20 protein-coding genes are annotated in these 18,532 nt (G+C 59.4%); 5 read left to right on the top strand and 15 right to left on the bottom strand.

The window, feature by feature from the left end; translation table 11 throughout:
- Window positions 1-102: 102 nt before the first annotated feature.
- From F8N12_RS17720 to puuE, 6 genes are all read right to left on the bottom strand, one after another.
- Complete coding sequence (locus F8N12_RS17720; RefSeq protein ID WP_150581620.1) at window positions 103-1,461, bottom strand: nucleobase:cation symporter-2 family protein; 1,359 nt, start codon at window positions 1,459-1,461, stop codon at window positions 103-105.
- Between the two features lie 166 nt (window positions 1,462-1,627).
- A complete protein-coding gene (locus tag F8N12_RS17715; protein ID WP_150581619.1) occupies window positions 1,628-2,935 on the bottom strand; it encodes a urate hydroxylase PuuD in 1,308 nt (435 codons plus the stop codon).
- A 50-nt stretch (window positions 2,936-2,985) separates the two neighbouring features.
- Window positions 2,986-3,489: an ureidoglycolate lyase gene (locus F8N12_RS17710; protein WP_150581618.1), complete on the bottom strand. Its 504-nt coding sequence runs from the start codon at window positions 3,487-3,489 to the stop codon at window positions 2,986-2,988.
- A 134-nt stretch (window positions 3,490-3,623) separates the two neighbouring features.
- A complete protein-coding gene (gene alc, locus F8N12_RS17705; protein ID WP_150581617.1) occupies window positions 3,624-4,619 on the bottom strand; it encodes an allantoicase in 996 nt (331 codons plus the stop codon).
- A gap of 88 nt (window positions 4,620-4,707) precedes the next feature.
- A complete protein-coding gene (gene uraD, locus F8N12_RS17700; RefSeq protein ID WP_150581616.1) occupies window positions 4,708-5,223 on the bottom strand; it encodes a 2-oxo-4-hydroxy-4-carboxy-5-ureidoimidazoline decarboxylase in 516 nt (171 codons plus the stop codon).
- Entirely contained in the window at window positions 5,220-6,146 is a 927-nt protein-coding gene (gene puuE / locus F8N12_RS17695; protein ID WP_150581615.1) for an allantoinase PuuE, read from the bottom strand. The genes uraD and puuE overlap by 4 nt, the downstream gene beginning before the upstream one ends.
- Window positions 6,147-6,565: 419 nt before the next feature.
- On the opposite strand from puuE, the gene uraH reads away from it, so the two are divergent.
- On the top strand, window positions 6,566-6,919 hold the full coding sequence (gene uraH / locus F8N12_RS17690; protein ID WP_150581614.1) for a hydroxyisourate hydrolase: 354 nt from the start codon (window positions 6,566-6,568) through the stop codon (window positions 6,917-6,919).
- 186 nt (window positions 6,920-7,105) lie between these two features.
- On the opposite strand, the gene F8N12_RS17685 is transcribed toward uraH, so the two are convergent.
- From F8N12_RS17685 to F8N12_RS17655, 7 genes are all read right to left on the bottom strand, one after another.
- Entirely contained in the window at window positions 7,106-7,732 is a 627-nt protein-coding gene (locus F8N12_RS17685; RefSeq protein ID WP_150581613.1) for a LysE family translocator, read from the bottom strand.
- A 72-nt stretch (window positions 7,733-7,804) separates the two neighbouring features.
- Window positions 7,805-9,154 carry an NCS2 family permease gene (locus F8N12_RS17680; RefSeq protein ID WP_150581612.1) on the bottom strand — a complete coding sequence of 450 codons (1,350 nt, stop codon included), beginning with the start codon at window positions 9,152-9,154 and terminating at the stop codon, window positions 7,805-7,807.
- Between the two features lie 394 nt (window positions 9,155-9,548).
- Window positions 9,549-9,920, bottom strand: a complete 372-nt coding sequence (locus F8N12_RS17675; RefSeq protein ID WP_150581611.1) for a glutathione S-transferase N-terminal domain-containing protein — start codon at window positions 9,918-9,920, stop codon at window positions 9,549-9,551.
- Window positions 9,921-10,021: 101 nt separating this feature from the next.
- Window positions 10,022-10,567, bottom strand: coding sequence for a GTP cyclohydrolase I FolE (gene folE, locus F8N12_RS17670; RefSeq protein WP_014719282.1), 546 nt, complete (start codon window positions 10,565-10,567; stop codon window positions 10,022-10,024).
- Between the two features lie 77 nt (window positions 10,568-10,644).
- Window positions 10,645-11,202: a Smr/MutS family protein gene (locus F8N12_RS17665; protein ID WP_150581610.1), complete on the bottom strand. Its 558-nt coding sequence runs from the start codon at window positions 11,200-11,202 to the stop codon at window positions 10,645-10,647.
- Window positions 11,203-11,276: 74 nt separating this feature from the next.
- Complete coding sequence (locus F8N12_RS17660) at window positions 11,277-11,597, bottom strand: hypothetical protein (protein ID WP_150581609.1); 321 nt, start codon at window positions 11,595-11,597, stop codon at window positions 11,277-11,279.
- 136 nt (window positions 11,598-11,733) lie between these two features.
- Window positions 11,734-12,324, bottom strand: a complete 591-nt coding sequence (locus F8N12_RS17655; RefSeq protein ID WP_150581608.1) for a cysteine hydrolase family protein — start codon at window positions 12,322-12,324, stop codon at window positions 11,734-11,736.
- Between the two features lie 238 nt (window positions 12,325-12,562).
- Here F8N12_RS17655 and prmB point away from each other — a divergent pair, with 238 nt between their 5' ends.
- The gene (gene prmB / locus F8N12_RS17650; protein WP_150581607.1) at window positions 12,563-13,471 is read left to right on the top strand and encodes a 50S ribosomal protein L3 N(5)-glutamine methyltransferase; all 909 of its coding nucleotides are present in this window, start codon (window positions 12,563-12,565) and stop codon (window positions 13,469-13,471) included.
- Between the two features lie 179 nt (window positions 13,472-13,650).
- Here prmB and F8N12_RS17645 read toward each other — a convergent pair whose 3' ends face one another.
- Together F8N12_RS17645 and F8N12_RS17640 are read right to left on the bottom strand one after the other, a co-directional pair.
- Window positions 13,651-14,442 (bottom strand): hypothetical protein, encoded by a 792-nt coding sequence (locus F8N12_RS17645; RefSeq protein WP_150581606.1) that lies wholly within the window; start codon window positions 14,440-14,442, stop codon window positions 13,651-13,653.
- Between the two features lie 99 nt (window positions 14,443-14,541).
- Entirely contained in the window at window positions 14,542-15,495 is a 954-nt protein-coding gene (locus tag F8N12_RS17640) for an alpha/beta hydrolase (RefSeq protein WP_150581629.1), read from the bottom strand.
- A gap of 130 nt (window positions 15,496-15,625) precedes the next feature.
- Between F8N12_RS17640 and aroC the strand changes: the two genes are divergently transcribed.
- Genes aroC through F8N12_RS17625 form a run of 3 tightly spaced genes read left to right on the top strand, consistent with a single transcriptional unit; the run spans window position 15,626 to window position 18,520 of the window.
- Window positions 15,626-16,717 carry a chorismate synthase gene (gene aroC / locus F8N12_RS17635; RefSeq protein WP_150581605.1) on the top strand — a complete coding sequence of 364 codons (1,092 nt, stop codon included), beginning with the start codon at window positions 15,626-15,628 and terminating at the stop codon, window positions 16,715-16,717.
- Between the two features lie 34 nt (window positions 16,718-16,751).
- The gene (locus F8N12_RS17630; RefSeq protein WP_150581604.1) at window positions 16,752-17,897 is read left to right on the top strand and encodes an MFS transporter; all 1,146 of its coding nucleotides are present in this window, start codon (window positions 16,752-16,754) and stop codon (window positions 17,895-17,897) included.
- A complete protein-coding gene (locus F8N12_RS17625) occupies window positions 17,894-18,520 on the top strand; it encodes a methylthioribulose 1-phosphate dehydratase (protein WP_150581603.1) in 627 nt (208 codons plus the stop codon). Before F8N12_RS17630 ends, F8N12_RS17625 begins: the two co-directional genes overlap by 4 nt.
- Window positions 18,521-18,532: the final 12 nt, after the last annotated feature.

Genomic DNA, 18,532 nt, shown 5'->3' with positions numbered 1-18,532 from the left:
CGGGCTTGCTCGCGAAAGCGGTGTGTCAGTCAACGTGGATGTTGAAGCTGATGGCCTCTTCGCGAGCAAGCCCGCTCCCACAGGGGGAGGCGGTGTTTTGTGTTAATGCGGGTGAGCGTGGCAGTCGTTGATGGCGGCGCGTTCCTTGCCGCCGAAGATGTTGAACAGCACGTTTAAAGCCAGTGCGCTCAACGTCGCCATTGCAATGCCGCTGTGAGTGATCGGGCTCATCCAAAGCGGCAGGTGCGCGAAAAATTCCGGACGCACCACCGGGATCAGTCCCATGCCGATGCTCACCGCCACCAGCAACTGGTTACGGCGGTCACCGATATCGGCTTCCTGCAGAATCTTGATCCCGGTCGCAGCGACCATGCCGAACATGGCGATGGCGGCGCCGCCCAGTACGGCCGGTGGAATCGAGGCGACCAGGAACGCTGCTTTGGGCAACAGGCTCAACACAATCAACAACCCGCCAGCTACGATGGTCACCGAGCGGCAGCGCACGCCGGTCATTTGCACCAGGCCGATGTTCTGCGCGAACGAAGAGTGCGTGAAGGTGTTGAAGAAACCGGCAAAGAACGAGGCGCCGGCATCGCACAACAAGCCCCGACGCAGCATGCGCGGGCAAACTTCCTGACCGGTGATCTTGCCCAGCGCGAGAAACATGCCGGTGGACTCGACGAAGATGATGACCACCACCAGGCACATGGACAGAATCGGTGCCAGTTCAAACTTGGGCATACCGAAATGCAACGGGGTCACGAATTGCAGCCATGGCGCTTGAGCCATGCCGCTGAGGTCGACCATGCCAATCACGCCGCAGATCATGTAGCCCAGGCACATGCCGATCAGCACGGAAATGTTGACCCACAAACCGCGCATGAAGCGGTGCACCAGCAGAATCGTCGCCAGCACGACAGCGGCGATGGTCAGGTAGATCGGCGAGCCGAATTGCTCTGCGTCGGCACCGCCGCCAGCCCAGTTCACGGCAACGGGGAAGAGCGATAAACCGATCGAGGTGATGACCGTGCCGGTCACCAGGGGCGGGAAAAAGCGTACAACTTTGGACATGAACGGCGCGATGAGCATGCCGAAGAACCCGGCGGCAATGGTCGCGCCGAAGATCCCTTGCAGACCGATGCCGGGCATGCCGGCCATAGCCACCATGCTGCCGACGGCGGCAAAACTGGCGCCCATCATCACCGGCATGCGAATGCCCATCGGGCCGATGCCCAGCGACTGGACGATGGTGGCGATGCCGGCGACCAGCAGGTCGGCGTTGATCAGGAAGGCGATTTCTTCACGACTCAGGCCAGCGGCCTGTCCGATGATCAGCGGCACCGCGATGGCACCGCCGTACATCAGCAGAACATGCTGCAAACCGACCAGGATCAGTTGCAAAAGGGGCAAACGCTGAATGGCGGGTGCGTCGGGGATGCGCGCTTCGGGTAGCTCGGACATGCAACACCTCGGATCTTTTTTATTCTTGTGATTTACAGCTGCAGTGCTGCTGGCAGCTGTTTTTTGAATCAGGTGGACCGCAGCGCGGCCATTCGCGAGCAGGCTCGCTCCCACATTGGCAATGCAAAACCTGTGGGAGCGAGCCTGCTCGCGAAGATTTCAGCGGTTAGTTGGTCTGAGCCCCCTGCACGATCCACGCGCCGATCAGGTCGCGCTCCTGCTGGGTCATCTGCGTGATGTTGCCCAGCGGCATGATCTGGCTGGCAACAGCCTGAGCCTGAATGCGCGGGGCGTTCTGGCGGATCTGTTCCGGCGTGTCGAACATCACACCGCCCGGGGCCGCACTGAACAGCGGACTGGTCGGTTTGGCCGAATGGCAGACTGTGCAGCGTTCCTGGATCACGTTATGCACCTTGTCGAAGCCGGGGCCAGCATTGGATGCCTGAGCCGGTGCGGCCGTTTCGGGCGCAGTTGCCGGAGCCGCTTCAGCCGGTTTCTTGCCACCACCAAGGGCCGTTTCCGGCAACGGTTGATACTCGATCGCGCCCGGTGCCTTCGCAACTTCCGGCGCAGTCGACATCGGCTTCGGACCCGACACATAGGCCAGGCAAATCATGCCTACCGCTGCCACTGGCAGGGTCCAGGCGTATTTGTGGCTGTCGTGACGGGTGTTGAAGTAATGGCGCACCAACACCGCCAGCACCGCGATCCCGGCCAGGATCAGCCAGTTGTACTGGCTGCCGTAAGTGCTCGGGAAGTGGTTGCTGATCATGATGAACAGCACCGGCATGGTGAAGTAGTTGTTGTGCCGTGAACGCAGCAGACCTTTGGCCGGCAGTGCCGGATCGGGCGTGCGGTTCTCGGCAATTGCAGCGACCAGTGCGCGTTGCGCCGGCATGATGATGCGGAACACGTTGCCGACCATGATGGTGCCGATGATCGCGCCGACGTGCAGGTACGCACCACGACCGCTGAACACTTTGCTGAAGCCGTAAGCCGCTGCAATGATCAGCACGAACAGGATCAGGCCGAGCAGGGCCGGGCGTTTGCCAAGGGCCGAGTCGCACAGGAAGGAGTAAACGAACCAACCCACGAACAACGAAGCAATGCCCAGCGCGACCCCTTCAGGACCGGTCAGGCTGCTGCCGGGTGCCAGCAGGTACAGCGTTGGATTGGAGTAGAACACCACGCAGAGCAGCGCGACGCCCGACATCCAGGTGAAGTAGGCTTCCCATTTGAACCAGTGCAGGTTATCCGGCATGGATGGGGGAGCCAGCTTGTATTTTTCCAGGTGGTAGATACCGCCGCCATGGATCGCCCATAAATCACCGGCCAGACCACTTTTCGGGTTGACCCGATTGAGGTTGTTTTCCAGCCAGACGAAATAGAACGACGCACCGATCCAGGCCACGCCAGTAATCATGTGAACCCAGCGCACGCTCAGGTTCAGCCATTCCAACAGATGTGCTTCCACAGTCTTTACCTCTCGCCTGTCACTCTGTCGTCGAGTGATCAGACCTTCTCTTATTGGTGGGGGGCGAGGATCAAACGCTCATCCTCTTTGAAAAAATGCTCATCGCAGTTATTGCTTGTGCCACTGCGATCAACCACCAGGAAGTCATCCCGCTTTTCGATCGTCAGCACCGGGTGGTGCCAGACGCCGCGATGGTAATTAATGCCCTGCCTGCCGTTACTCACGAAGGCGCGGACCAAGCCTGATACAGGTTCATCGCCAAGTGGCGCGACCACGATCAGAAAGGGGTTGCCGAGCAGCGGAATGAAAGCCTGGCTGCCCAGCGGATGACGCTCCAGCATGCAGACGGTCAACGGCATGTCCTGCGCGTCGGCGCGGAAAATACTGATGATCGCGTTATCTTCTGGCGTGGCGGTTTGCACCGTCGCCAGTTTATGAAAGCGCATGGTCGAACCGTTGTTGATCATGAAGTGATCGCTGCCGTCGGTTTCGATCACGTCACCGAAAGGGGCGAAGGCTTCTTTGGTCAGCGGTTCAATCTGTAATGTGCGCATGCTGTTCTTCTTATCTTCAAATGTATGTTCGATTCACTGCGTTCCCTGTAGGAGCTGGCGAAGCCTGCGATCTTTTGAGTTTGCTTCTTAAGAACAAAAGATCGCCGCCTGCGGCAGCTCCTACAGGCTCAGCATTACTTCGCGACCTTGCCCAAAACGCGCAGGCGGCTCACACCGCCGTCCGGGAACACGTTCAGGCGGATGTGGGTGATCGGGCCCAAGGCCTTGATCTGCTCGGCGAAGGTGTGCTCGGCGTGCATTTCCAGCTTTTGCGCCGGCAACAATTCACGCCAGAACAGCGACTGGGTTTCGATCTGGCTGTCGGTACCGCCCTTCACGAACGCGCCCTGGATTGAGCAGGTGTCCGGGTAGTTGCCCTTGAAGTGCAGGGTATCGACGACGATCTTCTCGATCTCGCCCGGATGACCCAGCGCAACAATCACCCAGTCATTGCCTGGGGTGCGACGACGTGCGGTTTCCCAGCCGTCGCCCATGTTGATGCCACGGCCCGGGTTGAGGATATTGCTCATGCGGCCGAAGTGTTCGTCGGAGCAGGCGAGGGCGCGGCCACCGTTGAGGGCTGCAGCCAGGTCAACCTGCTCGTTGTCGCCGACAGCGGACCAGTCGCGGAACGGAATGCCGTACACACGCAGGCGAGCCACGCCGCCATCCGGATAGATGTTGAAGCGCAAGTGGCTGAACGCCTGGTCGTTGTTGATTTCATGGTAGTGATGATTGTTGCCTTGCAGCTCGACGGCTGACAGGACTTCAGTCCACTGAGTCTTTTCGTCCGGTTCGCCCGATGCCAGGAAGCAGGCTTCCAGCGAAGCGGACGGCGGGAAGTTGCCGGTGAAGAATGAAGTGTCGATGTCCACGCCTTTGATCGAGCCGGGTACGCCCAGACGGATCACGGCGCTGTCGTAACCTTCGAAACGCTTGCGGCGCGACTCCCAGCCGTCCATCCACTTGCCGTTGTCATCGAACACGCCCTCCTTCCACACGGCCGGGGTCGGCTGAAACAGACGGTTGGCGTCTGCGAACCAGTCATCGGTGACCGAGATGATTTTGGTGCCCAGACGGGCGTCGGCCAGGTTGACGAACTTCTCGAAAGGTACGGCGTAAGCTTTCATTCTTCTTGTCTGCCTTTAATAAGTTGGCTTGGGATGCTTGCAAGGCGCTGGGCGACGAATGCGTTCAGTGTCGCCCCGGCCAGGCTCGCTATAGGGTCAGTAATCGGAACAGGGCGATCTTGTTGATCTCCGCCAGCGCGCATTTGAATTCGGTGTCGACCGAATTGTGAATGCGCGTTTCGAACGCCGCGAGGATCTGATGCCGGTTGCTGCCTTTTACCGCCATGATGAAGGGAAACTTGAACTTGGCTTTGTAGGCGTCGTTCAGCTCGGTGAAGCGAGAAAACTCTTCGGCCGTGCATTGGTGAATACCGGCGCCAGCCTGTTCATTGGTGCTGGCCTCGGTCAACTGGCCCTGGACGGCAGCTTTGCCGGCCAGGTCCGGGTGAGCATTGATCAAAGCCAGCTGACTGGCGTGATCGGCGCTCAACAGGATGTCGCTCATGCGCTGGTGCAGGGTTTCGATATCGTCTATCGAAGCGTCCTGGCCCAGATCGAAAGCCTTTTCGGCTACCCATGGCGAATGTTCGTAAATGTCGGCGAAGGCGTTGACGAAGGCGTCGCGGCTCAGGGTCGATGGTTTCAGCGTTTGAAAGTGGCTCATTGCGCGGCCCCTTGATGCGGGTGGGTTTCATGCCAGTGGCGAGCGATGTCGACGCGACGGCTGAACCACACCTGTTCATGACTTTTAGCGTATTCGATAAAGCGTTTCAGCGAAGCCAGACGCGCCGGGCGGCCGATCAGGCGGCAGTGCAGACCGATCGAGAGCATCTTCGGCGCTTCAGCGCCCTCGGCGTACAACACGTCGAACGCGTCTTTGAGGTATTCGAAAAAGTCGTCGCCCTTGTTGAAACCCTGAACCTGGGTGAAGCGCATGTCGTTGGTGTCCAGCGTATAAGGGATCACCAGGTGCGGCTTGCCGGTCGGGTTGTTGGGTTCCCAGTAGGGCAGGTCGTCGTCGTAGGTGTCGCAGTCGTAGAGGAAACCGCCTTCTTCCATCACCAGGCGACGGGTATTCGGCCCGGTGCGGCCGGTGTACCAGCCCAGCGGGCGCTCGCCAGTGATTTCGGTAAGGATGCGGATCGCTTCGAGCATGTGCTCGCGTTCCTGCGCCTCGTCCATGTACTGGTAGTCGATCCAGCGGTAACCGTGACTGCAGATCTCGTGGCCGGCCTCGACCATCGCACGGATCACATCCGGGTGCCGCTGGGCGGCCATGGCGACGGCGAAAATAGTCAGTGGAATGTCGAATTCCTTGAACAGTTTCAAAATCCGCCAGACGCCGGCACGGCTGCCATACTCGTAAAGCGATTCCATGCTCATGTTGCGCTCGCCTTGCAGCGGCTGCGCGGAGACCATTTCCGAAAGAAACGCCTCGGATTCTTTATCGCCGTGGAGGATATTGCGTTCGCCGCCTTCTTCGTAATTCAGCACGAATGACAGGGCGATCCGGGCATTGCCAGGCCAGTGGGGGTGAGGAGGGTTACTGCCGTAACCGATCAGGTCGCGTGGATAGTCAGCGCTCACTGCAGTCTTCCTTCTTGTTCGTGTTGACAGGTTGTGTGGCGGCCAGGGAACAGCGAGCAGGCTGGCGTCACAGCGATGGACTGATTGTATACAACTTTATATCCACTTTGTAAGCCTGATTTTTCGCATTTTTGCTGGAAGGTCTGCCTTCCTTGATGTTGCAAGAAATCTGCCTGATGGGTCAGCTCGTGGATTAAAGGTTGTTTAAATGCATGGATGGGGGCGGTTTTGCGTACGAGCCGGAGAGCGACGCGGACAAAGAGAAAAATGTCGTTTTTATTGTGTACAATTTTCTGTAAAAGTGTCTTAATCAGTCGCTCGCCGCAGCTTTTCGTGGTCCGAATTGGTGCGGTCTCCTTTCATCTGACTTCGGGAGGCGCGAGGTCTGACTGCTGAATGCAGGCAGGCGCGCAGAATCAATGGGACGTTTGACAACACACGTTTTGGACGCTGCACACGGTTGCCCGGGCAGCTCGATCAAGGTCGAGTTGTACCGCGTTGAAGGTTCGCAGCTGGAATTGGTCGCCACTGCCACAACCAACAGCGATGGCCGTGTCGATGCACCACTGCTGCAAGGCGATGACTACCGCAGCGGGGTTTATCAGGTTCAGTTTCATGCGGGCGATTACTACCGCGCCCGTGGTGTCCAGTTGCCGGAACCTGCCTTTCTGGATGTGGTGGTACTGCGTTTTGGTATCTCTGCGGAACAGGATCATTATCATGTTCCATTGCTGATTTCGCCGTACAGCTATTCCACGTACCGCGGCAGCTGATCCCCCAAGCAGCTGCCTCAACCTGGAAGCGACTGCGCATATAGCTTCTTTGGTCTTTTGCCCGCTCACACTGCGGGCTTTTTTTTGCCTCGAGAGACAGGGGGCATATGCCAGCGCCTTCGCGAGCAGGCTCGCTCCCACAAGCGTCTGCCTGCCAATGTGGGAGCGAGCCTGCTCGCGATGCTTTTAGCGGCTCAGAAGCGACGCCGCACCCGCCCCACTGAACAACCCCGCGCTCACCCGGTTAAACCAGCTCTGCCCCTTGCCGCTGCGCAGATACCGCGCCGCACCGTGCGCGCCGAGCCCGTAAGCCAACTTGCAGAGCAGGTCGAGCACGGTCCAAGTGGCAATCATCACCAGCAACTGCGGCAGGAACGGTTGTTCGGCACTGAGGAACTGCGGCAGAAACGCGGCGAAGAACAGGATGTCTTTCGGGTTGCTCGCACCCAGCACAAAGGCGCGGCCAAACAGTGCGCGGAAACGTGGGACCGGCGCCGCTTCCGGCACTTCGGCACCGACCGAGGGTTGCCTCGATTGCTGCCAGCTTTGCCAGGCGAGGTAAAACAGGTACAGCGCGCCAACGATTTTCAGCGCGCTGAACAGCTGCTCCGACGCCAGCAGCAAGGCGCCCAGGCCCAGCGCCGATGCGCTGAGCAGGCAGATCGAAGCAATCACGCCACCCAGAAACGCCGGGTAAGAGCGACGCAAGCCGTAATTCAAACTGTTGCTGATCATCAGCAGAGACAGTGGCCCCGGGATCAGGATCACTACCAGCGCAGCGCCGCTGAACAGCAGCCAGGTTTCCAGACTCATCACTTTCCTCCATTTGTGCAAAAGCCCCACCCGATGGGGTGAGGCTGATTTGGAACGCTTGCGGTGTAACGTTTACAAGTAAATAAACTTGGCGATGAAGATTGCGCAAAGCACCCACAAGCTGACGGAAATTTCCTTGTGCTTGCCAGTGAAGGCCTTCAGCACCACATAAGTGATGAAGCCTAGCGCAATGCCATCAGCCACCGAGAACGTCAGTGGCATCATGATCGCGGTGACGATCGCCGGAATGCTGTCGGTCGCTTCGTCCCATTCAATGTGCGCCATGCCGCCCATCATCAGCATCGCTACGTAAATCAACGCCCCGGCGGTGGCGTACGCCGGGATCATGCCGGCCAGCGGTGCAAAAAACATCGCGGCAATGAACAGCACGCCCACGGTCACGGCGGTAAGACCAGTGCGACCACCCGCAGCCACGCCCGCAGCACTTTCCACATAGCTGGTCACCGGCGGCACACCGACTACCGCACCAAATACGCTGGAAGCGCTGTCGGCTTTCAGGGCTCGGGAAAGATTTTCGATCTTGCCGTCGGCGTTGACCAGGCCCGCACGTTGCGCAACGCCCATCAGTGTACCGGCTGTGTCAAACATGTGTACAAAAAGAAAGGCCAGAACCACGCTGATCATGCTGATATTGAACACACCCGCCACATCCATGGCCATCCACGTCGGCGCGAGGCTTGGCGGCGCGGACATGATGCCCCCATAGGTAACCAGGCCCAGACCCCATCCCGCCAATGTCACGGTGATGATGCTGATCAGAATCGCACCGAATACCCGGTGGTAGCTGAGCACCGCGATCATCAGGAAGCAGATGGCGGCGAGCAGCGGGCCTGGTTCACGCAGCGAACCCAACTTGATCAGGGTTGCCGGGCTATCCACCACGATGCCCGCCGTTTTCAAGCCGATCAGCCCGAGGAACAGACCGACGCCAGCGCCCATGGCATAACGCAAACTCACCGGAATGCTGTTGAGCAGCCATTCACGGATGCGCGAAAAGGTCAGGAACATGAACAACACACCGGACACGAACACCGCGCCGAGGGCGGTTTCCCAGTTGTAGCCCATGGTGCCCACCACGGTGTAGGTAAAGAAGGCGTTCAGGCCCATGCCAGGCGCGAGGCCGACTGGCCAGTTGGCGTACAACCCCATCAACAGACAGCCCAATGCGGCGGCGATACAGGTGGCGACGAACGCCGCACCGTGATCGATACCGGCGTCGGCCATGATGTTGGGGTTGACGAAGATGATGTAAGCCATCGTGATGAAGGTTGTCAGACCGGCGATCAGCTCGGTCTTCACCGTGGTGCCATGCAAGCTGAGTTTGAAGATGCGCTCCAGCCAGCCATTACGGATTGGCGGCGTGAGTTCCAGCGTCGGGGCTTCGGATTTGCGGCTTTCCACAGCGAGGTACTCCTCAAGAGTTTTATTGTTATTTCCAGGACCGGACCCATGAGGGTGGCAGCGATCCTTTGAGGCACTTGCGAATTTGTTGACCGGATAGTCAAGAACTCGCTCGAAGTGGATTATGCTTTTGTATACAAAAAATGCAAATAATGTTTTTGAGTTTGTCGGCGGAAAGAATCGCATTTGGGCTATATCGGCGGCCGCGCCGGCTCCGCCGTGTTCGTACTGGCGAAAAAAAACCGGCGGATGGGGCCGGTTTTTTAGCAGGAAAGGGTTGGTCTGTGCGGGCCTCATCGCCAGCAGGCTGGCTCCCACAGTGAGTTGTAGCGGTCACCTAACCTGTAAGAGCCAGCCTGCTGGCGATAGGGCCACTAAACACGCCACACAATCCTCAAACTGCAGCGAACCGCTTGTCCAGATAATCAATGATCACCTTGGATTCATACATCCATGTGGTTTGCCCGTTTTCTTCAATGCGCAGGCACGGCACTTTGATCTTGCCACCTTGGTCCAGCAGGGTCTGACGATCCTGTTCGTTGTTTTTCGCGTCGCGCAGCGCCACCGGGACGTTCAGGCGGCGCAGGGTGCGGCGGGTCTTCACGCAAAACGGGCAGGCGTGAAACTGATACAGCGTCAGGCCCTTGGCCGCTGAATTGACTTGAGCCTGAACCTCGGCCGGCCGCTGTTTCTGGCCGGGGCGGGTGATGAAATCAACGAAGATAACCAGTTGGCCAAGGCCGACACGAAGCGCTTTTACGAACACGGTTTAAGCCTCTCAGGGGCAAACGAAGGCGCGCAGCTTACCTGATTTTTTGCGGACGAAAAAAAACCGGCGATGAATGCCGGTTCTCTTCGTCGAGCAGATTACTTGATCAGGCTGAGAAATTCGCTGCGAGTGGCGGCATTCTCGCGGAACTCGCCGAGCATCACCGAGGTAATCATCGATGAATTCTGCTTTTCGACACCGCGCATCATCATGCACATGTGCTTGGCTTCAATCACCACTGCAACGCCCAGTGCGCCGGTGACTTCCAGGACGGCATCGGCAATCTGACGGCTGAGGTTTTCCTGAATCTGCAGGCGGCGGGCGTACATATCGACGATCCGCGCAACCTTTGACAGGCCCAATACCTTGCCGCTGGGGATGTAAGCGACATGCGCCTTGCCGATAAACGGCAGCAAGTGGTGTTCGCACAACGAGTACAACTCGATGTCTTTCACCAGCACCATTTCGCTGTTGTCGGAGCTGAACAAGGCACCGTTGGTGACCTCTTCGAGCGTCTGTTCATAACCGCGGCAAAGGTACTGCATGGCTTTGGCGGCACGCTTGGGCGTGTCGAGCAGGCCCTCGCGGGAAACGTCCTCGCCCAATTGGCCGAGAATCGCGGTGTAATTCTGTTCCAGGGACATGAAACTACCTGTGGGGATTTTCGCAAAGGGCAAGGGTACGGTGGCGGACACGGCGCTGCAAGCTTGATCCGACAGCTTTACTCGTCGCGACCTTCCATCATGTTGCGTTTGAGCATCACGTAAACGGCGCCGGCACCACCGTGGCGAGGCTGGCATGAAGTGAAGCCGAGTACCTGTGAATGCTGGCGCAACCAGGTGTTGACGTGGCTTTTGATCATCGGGCGCTTACCGTCAAGCCGCACCGCTTTTCCGTGGGTAACCCGCACGCAGCGGATTTCGAATCTGGTTGCTTCGGCCAGGAACGCCCAGAGGGTTTCGCGAGCTTTTTCCACTGTCATGCCGTGCAGGTCGAGGCTGCCTTCAAACGGGATCTGGCCGATCTTGAGCTTGCGCATCTGGCTTTCCTGAACGCCATCGCGTGCCCACATCAGCTCGTCTTCCGGGCCGACGTCGATGACGAACTGATCCGAGAGGCCATCGACAGTGGTGGCATCGGTGCGCACAGTGGCGGCTTGACGCAGCTTGGCGATCTGCGCGCGGTCAGCTTTGGGTTTACCGGTTTCAGCGCGATCGTGCTTGATCGGCTTGACGCCTTGGATCGCGCTTTTGAACAGGGAAAAATCGTCGTCTTGCATGTCAGCCTCCGCGAAGGGCGGCCAGTTTACCCAACTCGACAGCTATACGGCGCGAGAAAACGTCCGGCACCGCTTCAATCGTGTTTTTTCATCAGGTGCGGCGACATGTTCAGCGCTCGCGACTGGCGCGCACGGCGTCGGCAGCGACGCCACAGCCATACACCGATGTAGAGCAGCAACAGTCCAACCGCCAGAATGATCGACGAGCCCAGTGGGCTGGCGTTCAGTTCGCCGAGAGCGGGTGGGCGGCCCAGCAGGCTGGCGGCACCGGCCATGGCCAGTAACACACCGCACGTTGCCAGCAGCGCAGCGAAGGCTGCGCCGAAGCGCAAACGCCAGTTGCTTGGGCCTTTAGGCCGCAGGCGGCGTGCGTCAAATCCATCGGATAACTTCATTCCGACCTTCCTTAATGGGTATCGGCCCTTCGACCGGGAGTTGACCGGGATGTTCCTGAGGCTAAGACAATTACGGCGCGCGAGAACCTTTTACAGATGAGCGGCGGCGTCGACCGCTCATCACTCGGCCATCAGGTCAGATCAACTCGCGGGTGAGGGCGAGCGTGGCGAAGTTGTCTGCCATGATCGCCATCTCAGTCTGTTGAACGTGATCGGCGCTCAGCACGCCATCCTTGTAGGGCAAATCGCGCGTGGCGCAGGCATCTTCGACGAGGGTGCAACGGAAGCCCAGATTCTTCGCGGCGCGCACGGTGGTGCTGACGCTGGAGTGGCTCATGAACCCGCAGACAATCAAGTCCAGCGAGCCCAGATTTTGCAGGCGCTCCAGCAGCTCGGTGCCGTGAAACGCGCTCGGCAGCAGTTTGCCGATGATGGTTTCATCGGCCTCGGGCTCCAGGCCCGGAATAAATTCGCCGCGCTCGCCTTGCGGATCAAACAGGCCACCGACGGTGCCAAGGTGACGCACATGCACGATAGGTCGCCCGGCAGCTCGGGCCGCCGTCACCAATTGCTTGATGTTTGCAACGGCAGCATCCATGCCGGTCAGGGCCAGCGGGCCACTGAGGTATTCCTTCTGCGCATCGATGATGACGAGGGTCGCATGACCCAGGTTGGCCGCTGCATAACCGCGGCCGCTGAGTTGAAACATCGTTTTTGGAACGGGCATTCTGGGGCTCCTTGGTGTGGGGCTTTTGCGACATTGTCCTCTGGCTGAGCGCTTCTGTGAATCGCTACCATCGCAGACGCCGTCGTTATTGGCCCGCAGCGTTGTCAATATCCCCATTTTGTTCAATGGCGAAAGCAAAATAGGGATAAGTCCTACATCTGTACGTTTGTTTTCCTGCGTCGTCGCGGGGTGTTTTGGCTGTTAGAATCGCCAGTCGTTTTTTCTGGAGTTTGCCCCCGTGATCACTTCCCGACTTCGTACCCTGCGTGACCATATTCGTTGGGCCGTCAGCCGCTTCCATGGGGAGGATCTGTTTTTCGGCCATGGGACCGACAATGCCTGGGACGAAGCCCGTCAACTGGTGCTGGGGGCTTTGCATCTGCCTTGGGAAATGGCCGACAGCTACCTCGACTGCAATCTGGAAGACGATGAACTGGTGCGTTTGCAGCGCATTCTCAAGCGGCGGATCGAAGAACGCATTCCAACCGCCTACCTGTTGGGCGAGGCCTGGTTCTGCGGGATGTCGTTCATCGTTGATGAGCGTGTGCTGATTCCGCGTTCGCCGATTGGTGAGCTGATCGAAAAACGGTTCGCACCGTGGCTGGGGACCGAGCCTGCACGCATCCTTGACCTTTGCACCGGTTCCGGCTGCATCGGTATCGCCTGTGCTTACGAATTCCAGCAGGCCGAAGTGGTACTGGCCGATCTGTCTTTCGAGGCGCTGGAAGTGGCCAACAAGAACATCGAGCGCCACGGCGTTGATGAGCGTGTGTACACAGTTCAGGGCGATGGATTTGGCGGACTGCCGGGCCAGCGTTTCGACCTGATCGTGTCGAACCCGCCGTATGTCGATGCGGAAGATTTCGCCGACATGCCGGACGAATACCAGCACGAGCCGGAGCTGGCCCTGGCTTGTGGCGACGACGGCTTGAACCTGGTTCGGCGCATGCTCGCGGAGGCGGCGGATCATCTCGCCGAGAAAGGTTTGCTGATCGTCGAAGTCGGCAACAGCCAGGTTCACGTCGAGGCGCTTTACCCGGAAGTCGATTTCGCCTGGCTCGACTTCGAACGCGGCGGGCACGGCGTGTTCATGTTGACCGCCCAGCAGTGCCACGAACATCAGGCGCTGTTTGCTTCACGCGTTTAACCCGCTCAGTCACCGGCCAAGGTTTCTGTGGCGAGGGGGCCTGCCCCCGTTGGGCTCCATCAGGCCCCATCATTCCCATCAGGCCCTGTCTGATCTACCGAGTGCTGGGATTAAACCTGCTGCGCAGCCTCACGGGGCGGTGCGACGTGTCGCCGAGCCCCCTCGCCACAGTGTTTGGGTTACCGCTGCGTCGCAATCCAGATCAACAGCCCCGCCTGAAACACCGCGAACGCCACCAGGCAGGTAATGGTGAAGCGCAATCCGGCGTCTTCGCGCTTGTACTTGCTGACTTTCTCTTCGTGTTTCTTCAGCTTCACTTCCTGCTCTGCCAGATTCTGCTCGGCCTGCTGAAGCATCTGCGCCGCCTCAAGAATTGTGACGTGCTGCACCTTCTCGGCATTCCACTCGGCGACCAAGTCGGCGACTTTCACTTCCTTGACGCTGCCCTTCAAATGCTGGGCGTCTGCGTACACCACCTCGAAACCGTGCGCTGTGAGAAAGCGGTCGCGGCGCAAGCGCGTGTCTTCGTTGAGGGCATCCTTGTTGTTCAGGTCGGCACCGTCGACGGTGTAGGCCGGCCAGCGCTTTTTCGCCCAGGTGATCGCCTGCGCCGCCAGATAGCGGCCGACGCCGCGGTTCATCGGCTCGACCTGCAAACCCGTGGCAGGCCCGAAATGCACGCGATGGGTGACATGGTCGACCCACACATCCAGGATGTTCTGTTCTTTGCGCACGCGCTGGCCGGGCAGCGCAATGCTCATGCGCAGCAGGCTGAGCTCCTTGCTGTTGCGCTCGGCATAGCCGAATTCAACAAAGCGCAACGGACGTCCGCCGGTGTTGCGGTCAGTCTGCAACGGGGCCAGACGGAGCAACTTGTGCTGCTCGACCTGGACGTCTGCCCACGGCTGCACGATCGCTGGAGGTGCATCCTTTTCAGCGGTGGTCTCGGGTGAAGTAGGGGTATCAGTCATAACGGCGAGGTCCTGTCCAAGCTCGGCTTGCCGCCAGTGGTAATGCTGGCGACACCGGCTTATCGGCCGTTTCTGGCCGGACTGGAGAGCAAACGGCGGTTATCGGGAGCGAAGTCCGTCAATAAAACCAAGGATGCGCGAGCCGAGTTCAGCGGCAAGGGGCAATTGTGGATCCTTGTAGGAGGCCAATTGCCGCTTGACGTCGTTGGGCACAATGCGCATCACGTGGTTCATGCCCTCGATCAGCGCCAGTTCCGCGTCCGGTTTGGCCGCTTTCAGCAGTCGCGCATCTTCGACGCCGACCTGAATGTCGTTACTGCCCTGAATGATCAGCGCAGGCATTTTCAGTTTGGCAAACGCCGCCGCCGGATCCTGGCGGAACAACGAAATCAGATACGGCTGCACGCTCGGGCGGAAAATCACCTCCAGCTGCGGCGGCACATTGCTGTCGGTTTTGCCGGCCTTGAGGCTATCGAGCAGCTCATTGCTGCGCAGCATCAATGGCGGTGGCAGTCGATTGCTTAACTGTTGGCGCAAAACCTGATCGATCGGCCGCGCGCTGCCGGACATGGAAATCACCGCAGCGGTGTCCACGCTCGGTGCTGCCAGCGTGGCAATCAATGCGCCCTCGCTGTGGCCGAGCAATATCAACTGGCCGAAACGCGGGTCAGCCTTGAGCTTGCGGCCCCAGGCTTCGGCGTCGGCAACATAGGCTTCGACCGACAGGTTGCGTTCATCCGGGGTCGCCGCGAGGCTCGCCGCTACGCCGCGCTTGTCGTAGCGCACGCTGGCGATGTTGTGTTTGGCCAGCACCCAGGCCAGTCGCTTGAGGCTATCGTTGCGTCCACCTTCGGGGTTGTTTCCGTCACGGTCTGTAGGACCGGAGCCAGAAATGATCAGGACAACCGGCACCGGCGTATCTGACTTGGGCAGCAACAGCGAGCCGAAAAGCTCACCGCTGCCGGTGTCCAGATTGATCGGGCGTTGCAGGACGGTGGCCTGGACGTAGCCGGTAAACAGGGAAAGGCTCAAGGCAAGAACTCGCAGCATCATCACGCCATCATTCACAAAGGTGCCGGTTGGACTCACGAGGCACCCATAAGGTTCGAGGATGAACTACTTGGGTTGCCTGCGTATACTGGCGCGCATCAAGTATTCAGGTTCATTTCACGGAGCGTCCTGCATGTCCGGCAATACCTACGGCAAGCTGTTCACTGTCACCACCGCAGGCGAAAGCCATGGTCCGGCGTTGGTCGCCATTGTCGACGGCTGCCCGCCGGGCCTGGAGATTTCCCTGGAGGATCTGCAGCGCGACCTCGATCGTCGCAAGCCAGGCACCAGCCGCCATACCACCCAGCGTCAGGAAGCCGATGAAGTCGAAATCCTCTCGGGCGTGTTCGAGGGACGCACCACCGGTTGCGCGATCGGCCTGCTGATTCGCAACACTGATCAGAAATCCAAGGATTACTCGGCAATCAAGGACCTGTTCCGCCCGGCCCACGCCGACTACACCTACCACCACAAATACGGCGAACGCGATTACCGCGGCGGCGGTCGCAGCTCGGCGCGGGAAACTGCGATGCGCGTGGCGGCGGGGGCCATTGCGAAAAAATACCTGGCAACCCAGGGCATCGTCATTCGCGGCTACATGAGCCAGTTGGGCCCGATCGAAATCCCGTTCAAGAGCTGGGATACGGTGGAAGATAACGCCTTCTTCTGCGCTGATCCGGACAAGGTGCCGGAGCTGGAAGCCTATATGGACCAGTTGCGTCGCGACCAGGATTCCGTCGGGGCGAAGATCACGGTCGTCGCTGAAGGCGTGATGCCGGGTCTAGGCGAGCCGATTTTCGACCGCCTCGACGCCGAACTGGCGCATGCGCTGATGAGCATCAACGCCGTCAAAGGCGTGGAGATCGGCGCCGGTTTCGCCAGCGTCGCCCAGCGCGGCACCGAGCACCGCGATGAAATGACTCCGCAAGGCTTCCTCAGCAATAATGCCGGCGGCATTCTCGGCGGTATTTCGTCCGGTCAGCCGATCGTTGCGCATCTGGCGTTGAAGCCGACGTCGAGCATCACCACACCGGGCCGTTCCATCGACGTCCATGGCAATCCGGTGGACGTCATCACCAAAGGTCGCCACGACCCCTGCGTTGGCATCCGCGCCACGCCAATTGCAGAAGCCATGATGGCCATCGTGCTGATGGATCACCTGCTGCGTCATCGCGGTCAGAATGCCGATGTGCAAGTGAGCACGCCGGTGCTGGGTCAGCTTTAATGGCTGATCTCACAGCCGTTGCGGTCTGACCCACGTGACGGCGCTCCCGTACTGGCGGCTGTCCAGTTTCTATTTTTTCTACTTCGCCTTGCTTGGTTCGACGGCGCCTTTTCTGGGGCTGTATTTCGACCATCTGGGTTTTTCCGCAGCACGCATTGGCGAATTGGTGGCGATCCCTATGCTGATGCGGTGCGTGGCCCCGAACATCTGGGGCTGGCTTGGCGATTACACCGGCCGGCGTCTGGCCATCGTCCGTTTCGGCGCGGTATGCACCTTGCTCACGTTCTGTTTGATCTTCGTCAGCCAGAGCTACGCCTGGCTGGCGATGGTCATGGCCTTGCATGCCTTCTTCTGGCACGCGGTTTTGCCGCAGTTTGAAGTCATCACCCTGGCGCACTTGAAAGGCCAGACCCAGCGCTACAGCCAGATACGGTTGTGGGGCTCGATCGGTTTCATCATCACTGTGGTTGCGCTTGGCCGGCTGTTCGAATGGCTCAGCCTCGACATTTACCCGGCGGCGCTGGTGCTGATCATGGCCGGGATCGTGATCAGCAGCCTGTGGGTGCCGAACGCGCAGCCGATTCAGGGCGAGCGCCTCTCGGCAGGCGGTTTTCTTCAGCAATTACGCGGTCCGGGCGTGCTGGCTTTTTATGCTTGCGTGGCGCTGATGCAGGTCAGTCACGGCCCGTATTACACTTTTCTCACCTTGCACCTGGAGCAACTCGGTTACAGCCGCGGGTTGATCGGTATGCTCTGGGCGGTCGGTGTAGTCGCCGAAGTATTGATGTTTCTGGCGATGAGCAGGATTCTTGCGCGTTTCTCGGTGCGCCGGGTGCTGCTGGCGAGTTTTCTGCTGGCGGCGTTGCGCTGGTTGTTGCTCGGCTCGTTCGCCGAATTCATCTGGGTGCTGCTGTTTGCCCAGGTCCTGCATGCTGCGACGTTCGGCAGCTTTCACGCAGCTGCCATCCAGTTCGTGCAACGTAGCTTTGGCCCGCGTCAGCAGGGGCAGGGCCAGGCGTTGTATGCCGCACTCGCCGGTACCGGTGGCGCGCTCGGCGCGTTGTATTCCGGCTACAGCTGGAACACCCTCGGCGCCAATTTCACGTTCAGTATTGCCAGCTTCGCAGCCCTCGCCGCTGCGATTATCATCGCCACACGTATGCAAGAGGACAGGCCATGAGCCTTACCCGTGAACACCTCGCCCAGGAAATCATCGACGCCGGGCGCTTTCTGTATGGCCGAGGCTGGTCACCGGCCACCAGCAGCAATTATTCGGCGCGTCTGTCGCCAAGCGAGGCGTTGCTGACGGTGTCCGGCAAGCACAAGGGGCAGTTGGGCTCCGATGATGTTCTGGCCACCGACATGGCCGGCAACAGTCTTGAGCCTGGCAAGAAACCCTCCGCCGAAACCCTGCTGCACACGCAGTTGTACCGTTGGCGCGCAGGGATCGGCGCGGTGTTGCATACCCATTCGGTGAATGCCACGGTGCTGTCCCGTCTGACGCCCGAAGATTTCATCGAGTTCGAAGACTACGAACTGCAGAAAGCCTTCTGCGGCATCTCCACCCACGAGTCGCGGGTGCGCGTGCCGATTTTCGACAATGATCAGGACATTGCACGCCTCGCCGCCAAGGTGCAGCCTTGGCTCGACGCTCATCCCGATTGCGTGGGCTACCTGATCCGCGGTCACGGCCTCTATACCTGGGGCGCGAGGATGAGCGATGCGTTGCGGCAGATCGAGGCCTTTGAGTTTCTGTTCGAGTGCGAGTTGAAAACCCGTTCGCTTACTAACCATAAAGCTTGAACCGTGAAGCCT

This window comes from Pseudomonas fluorescens (genome assembly GCF_902497625.1).
GTDB classification, from domain to species: Bacteria; Pseudomonadota; Gammaproteobacteria; order Pseudomonadales; family Pseudomonadaceae; genus Aquipseudomonas; species Aquipseudomonas fluorescens_BQ.
This window is presented reverse-complemented; position numbering and strand designations above follow the sequence as displayed.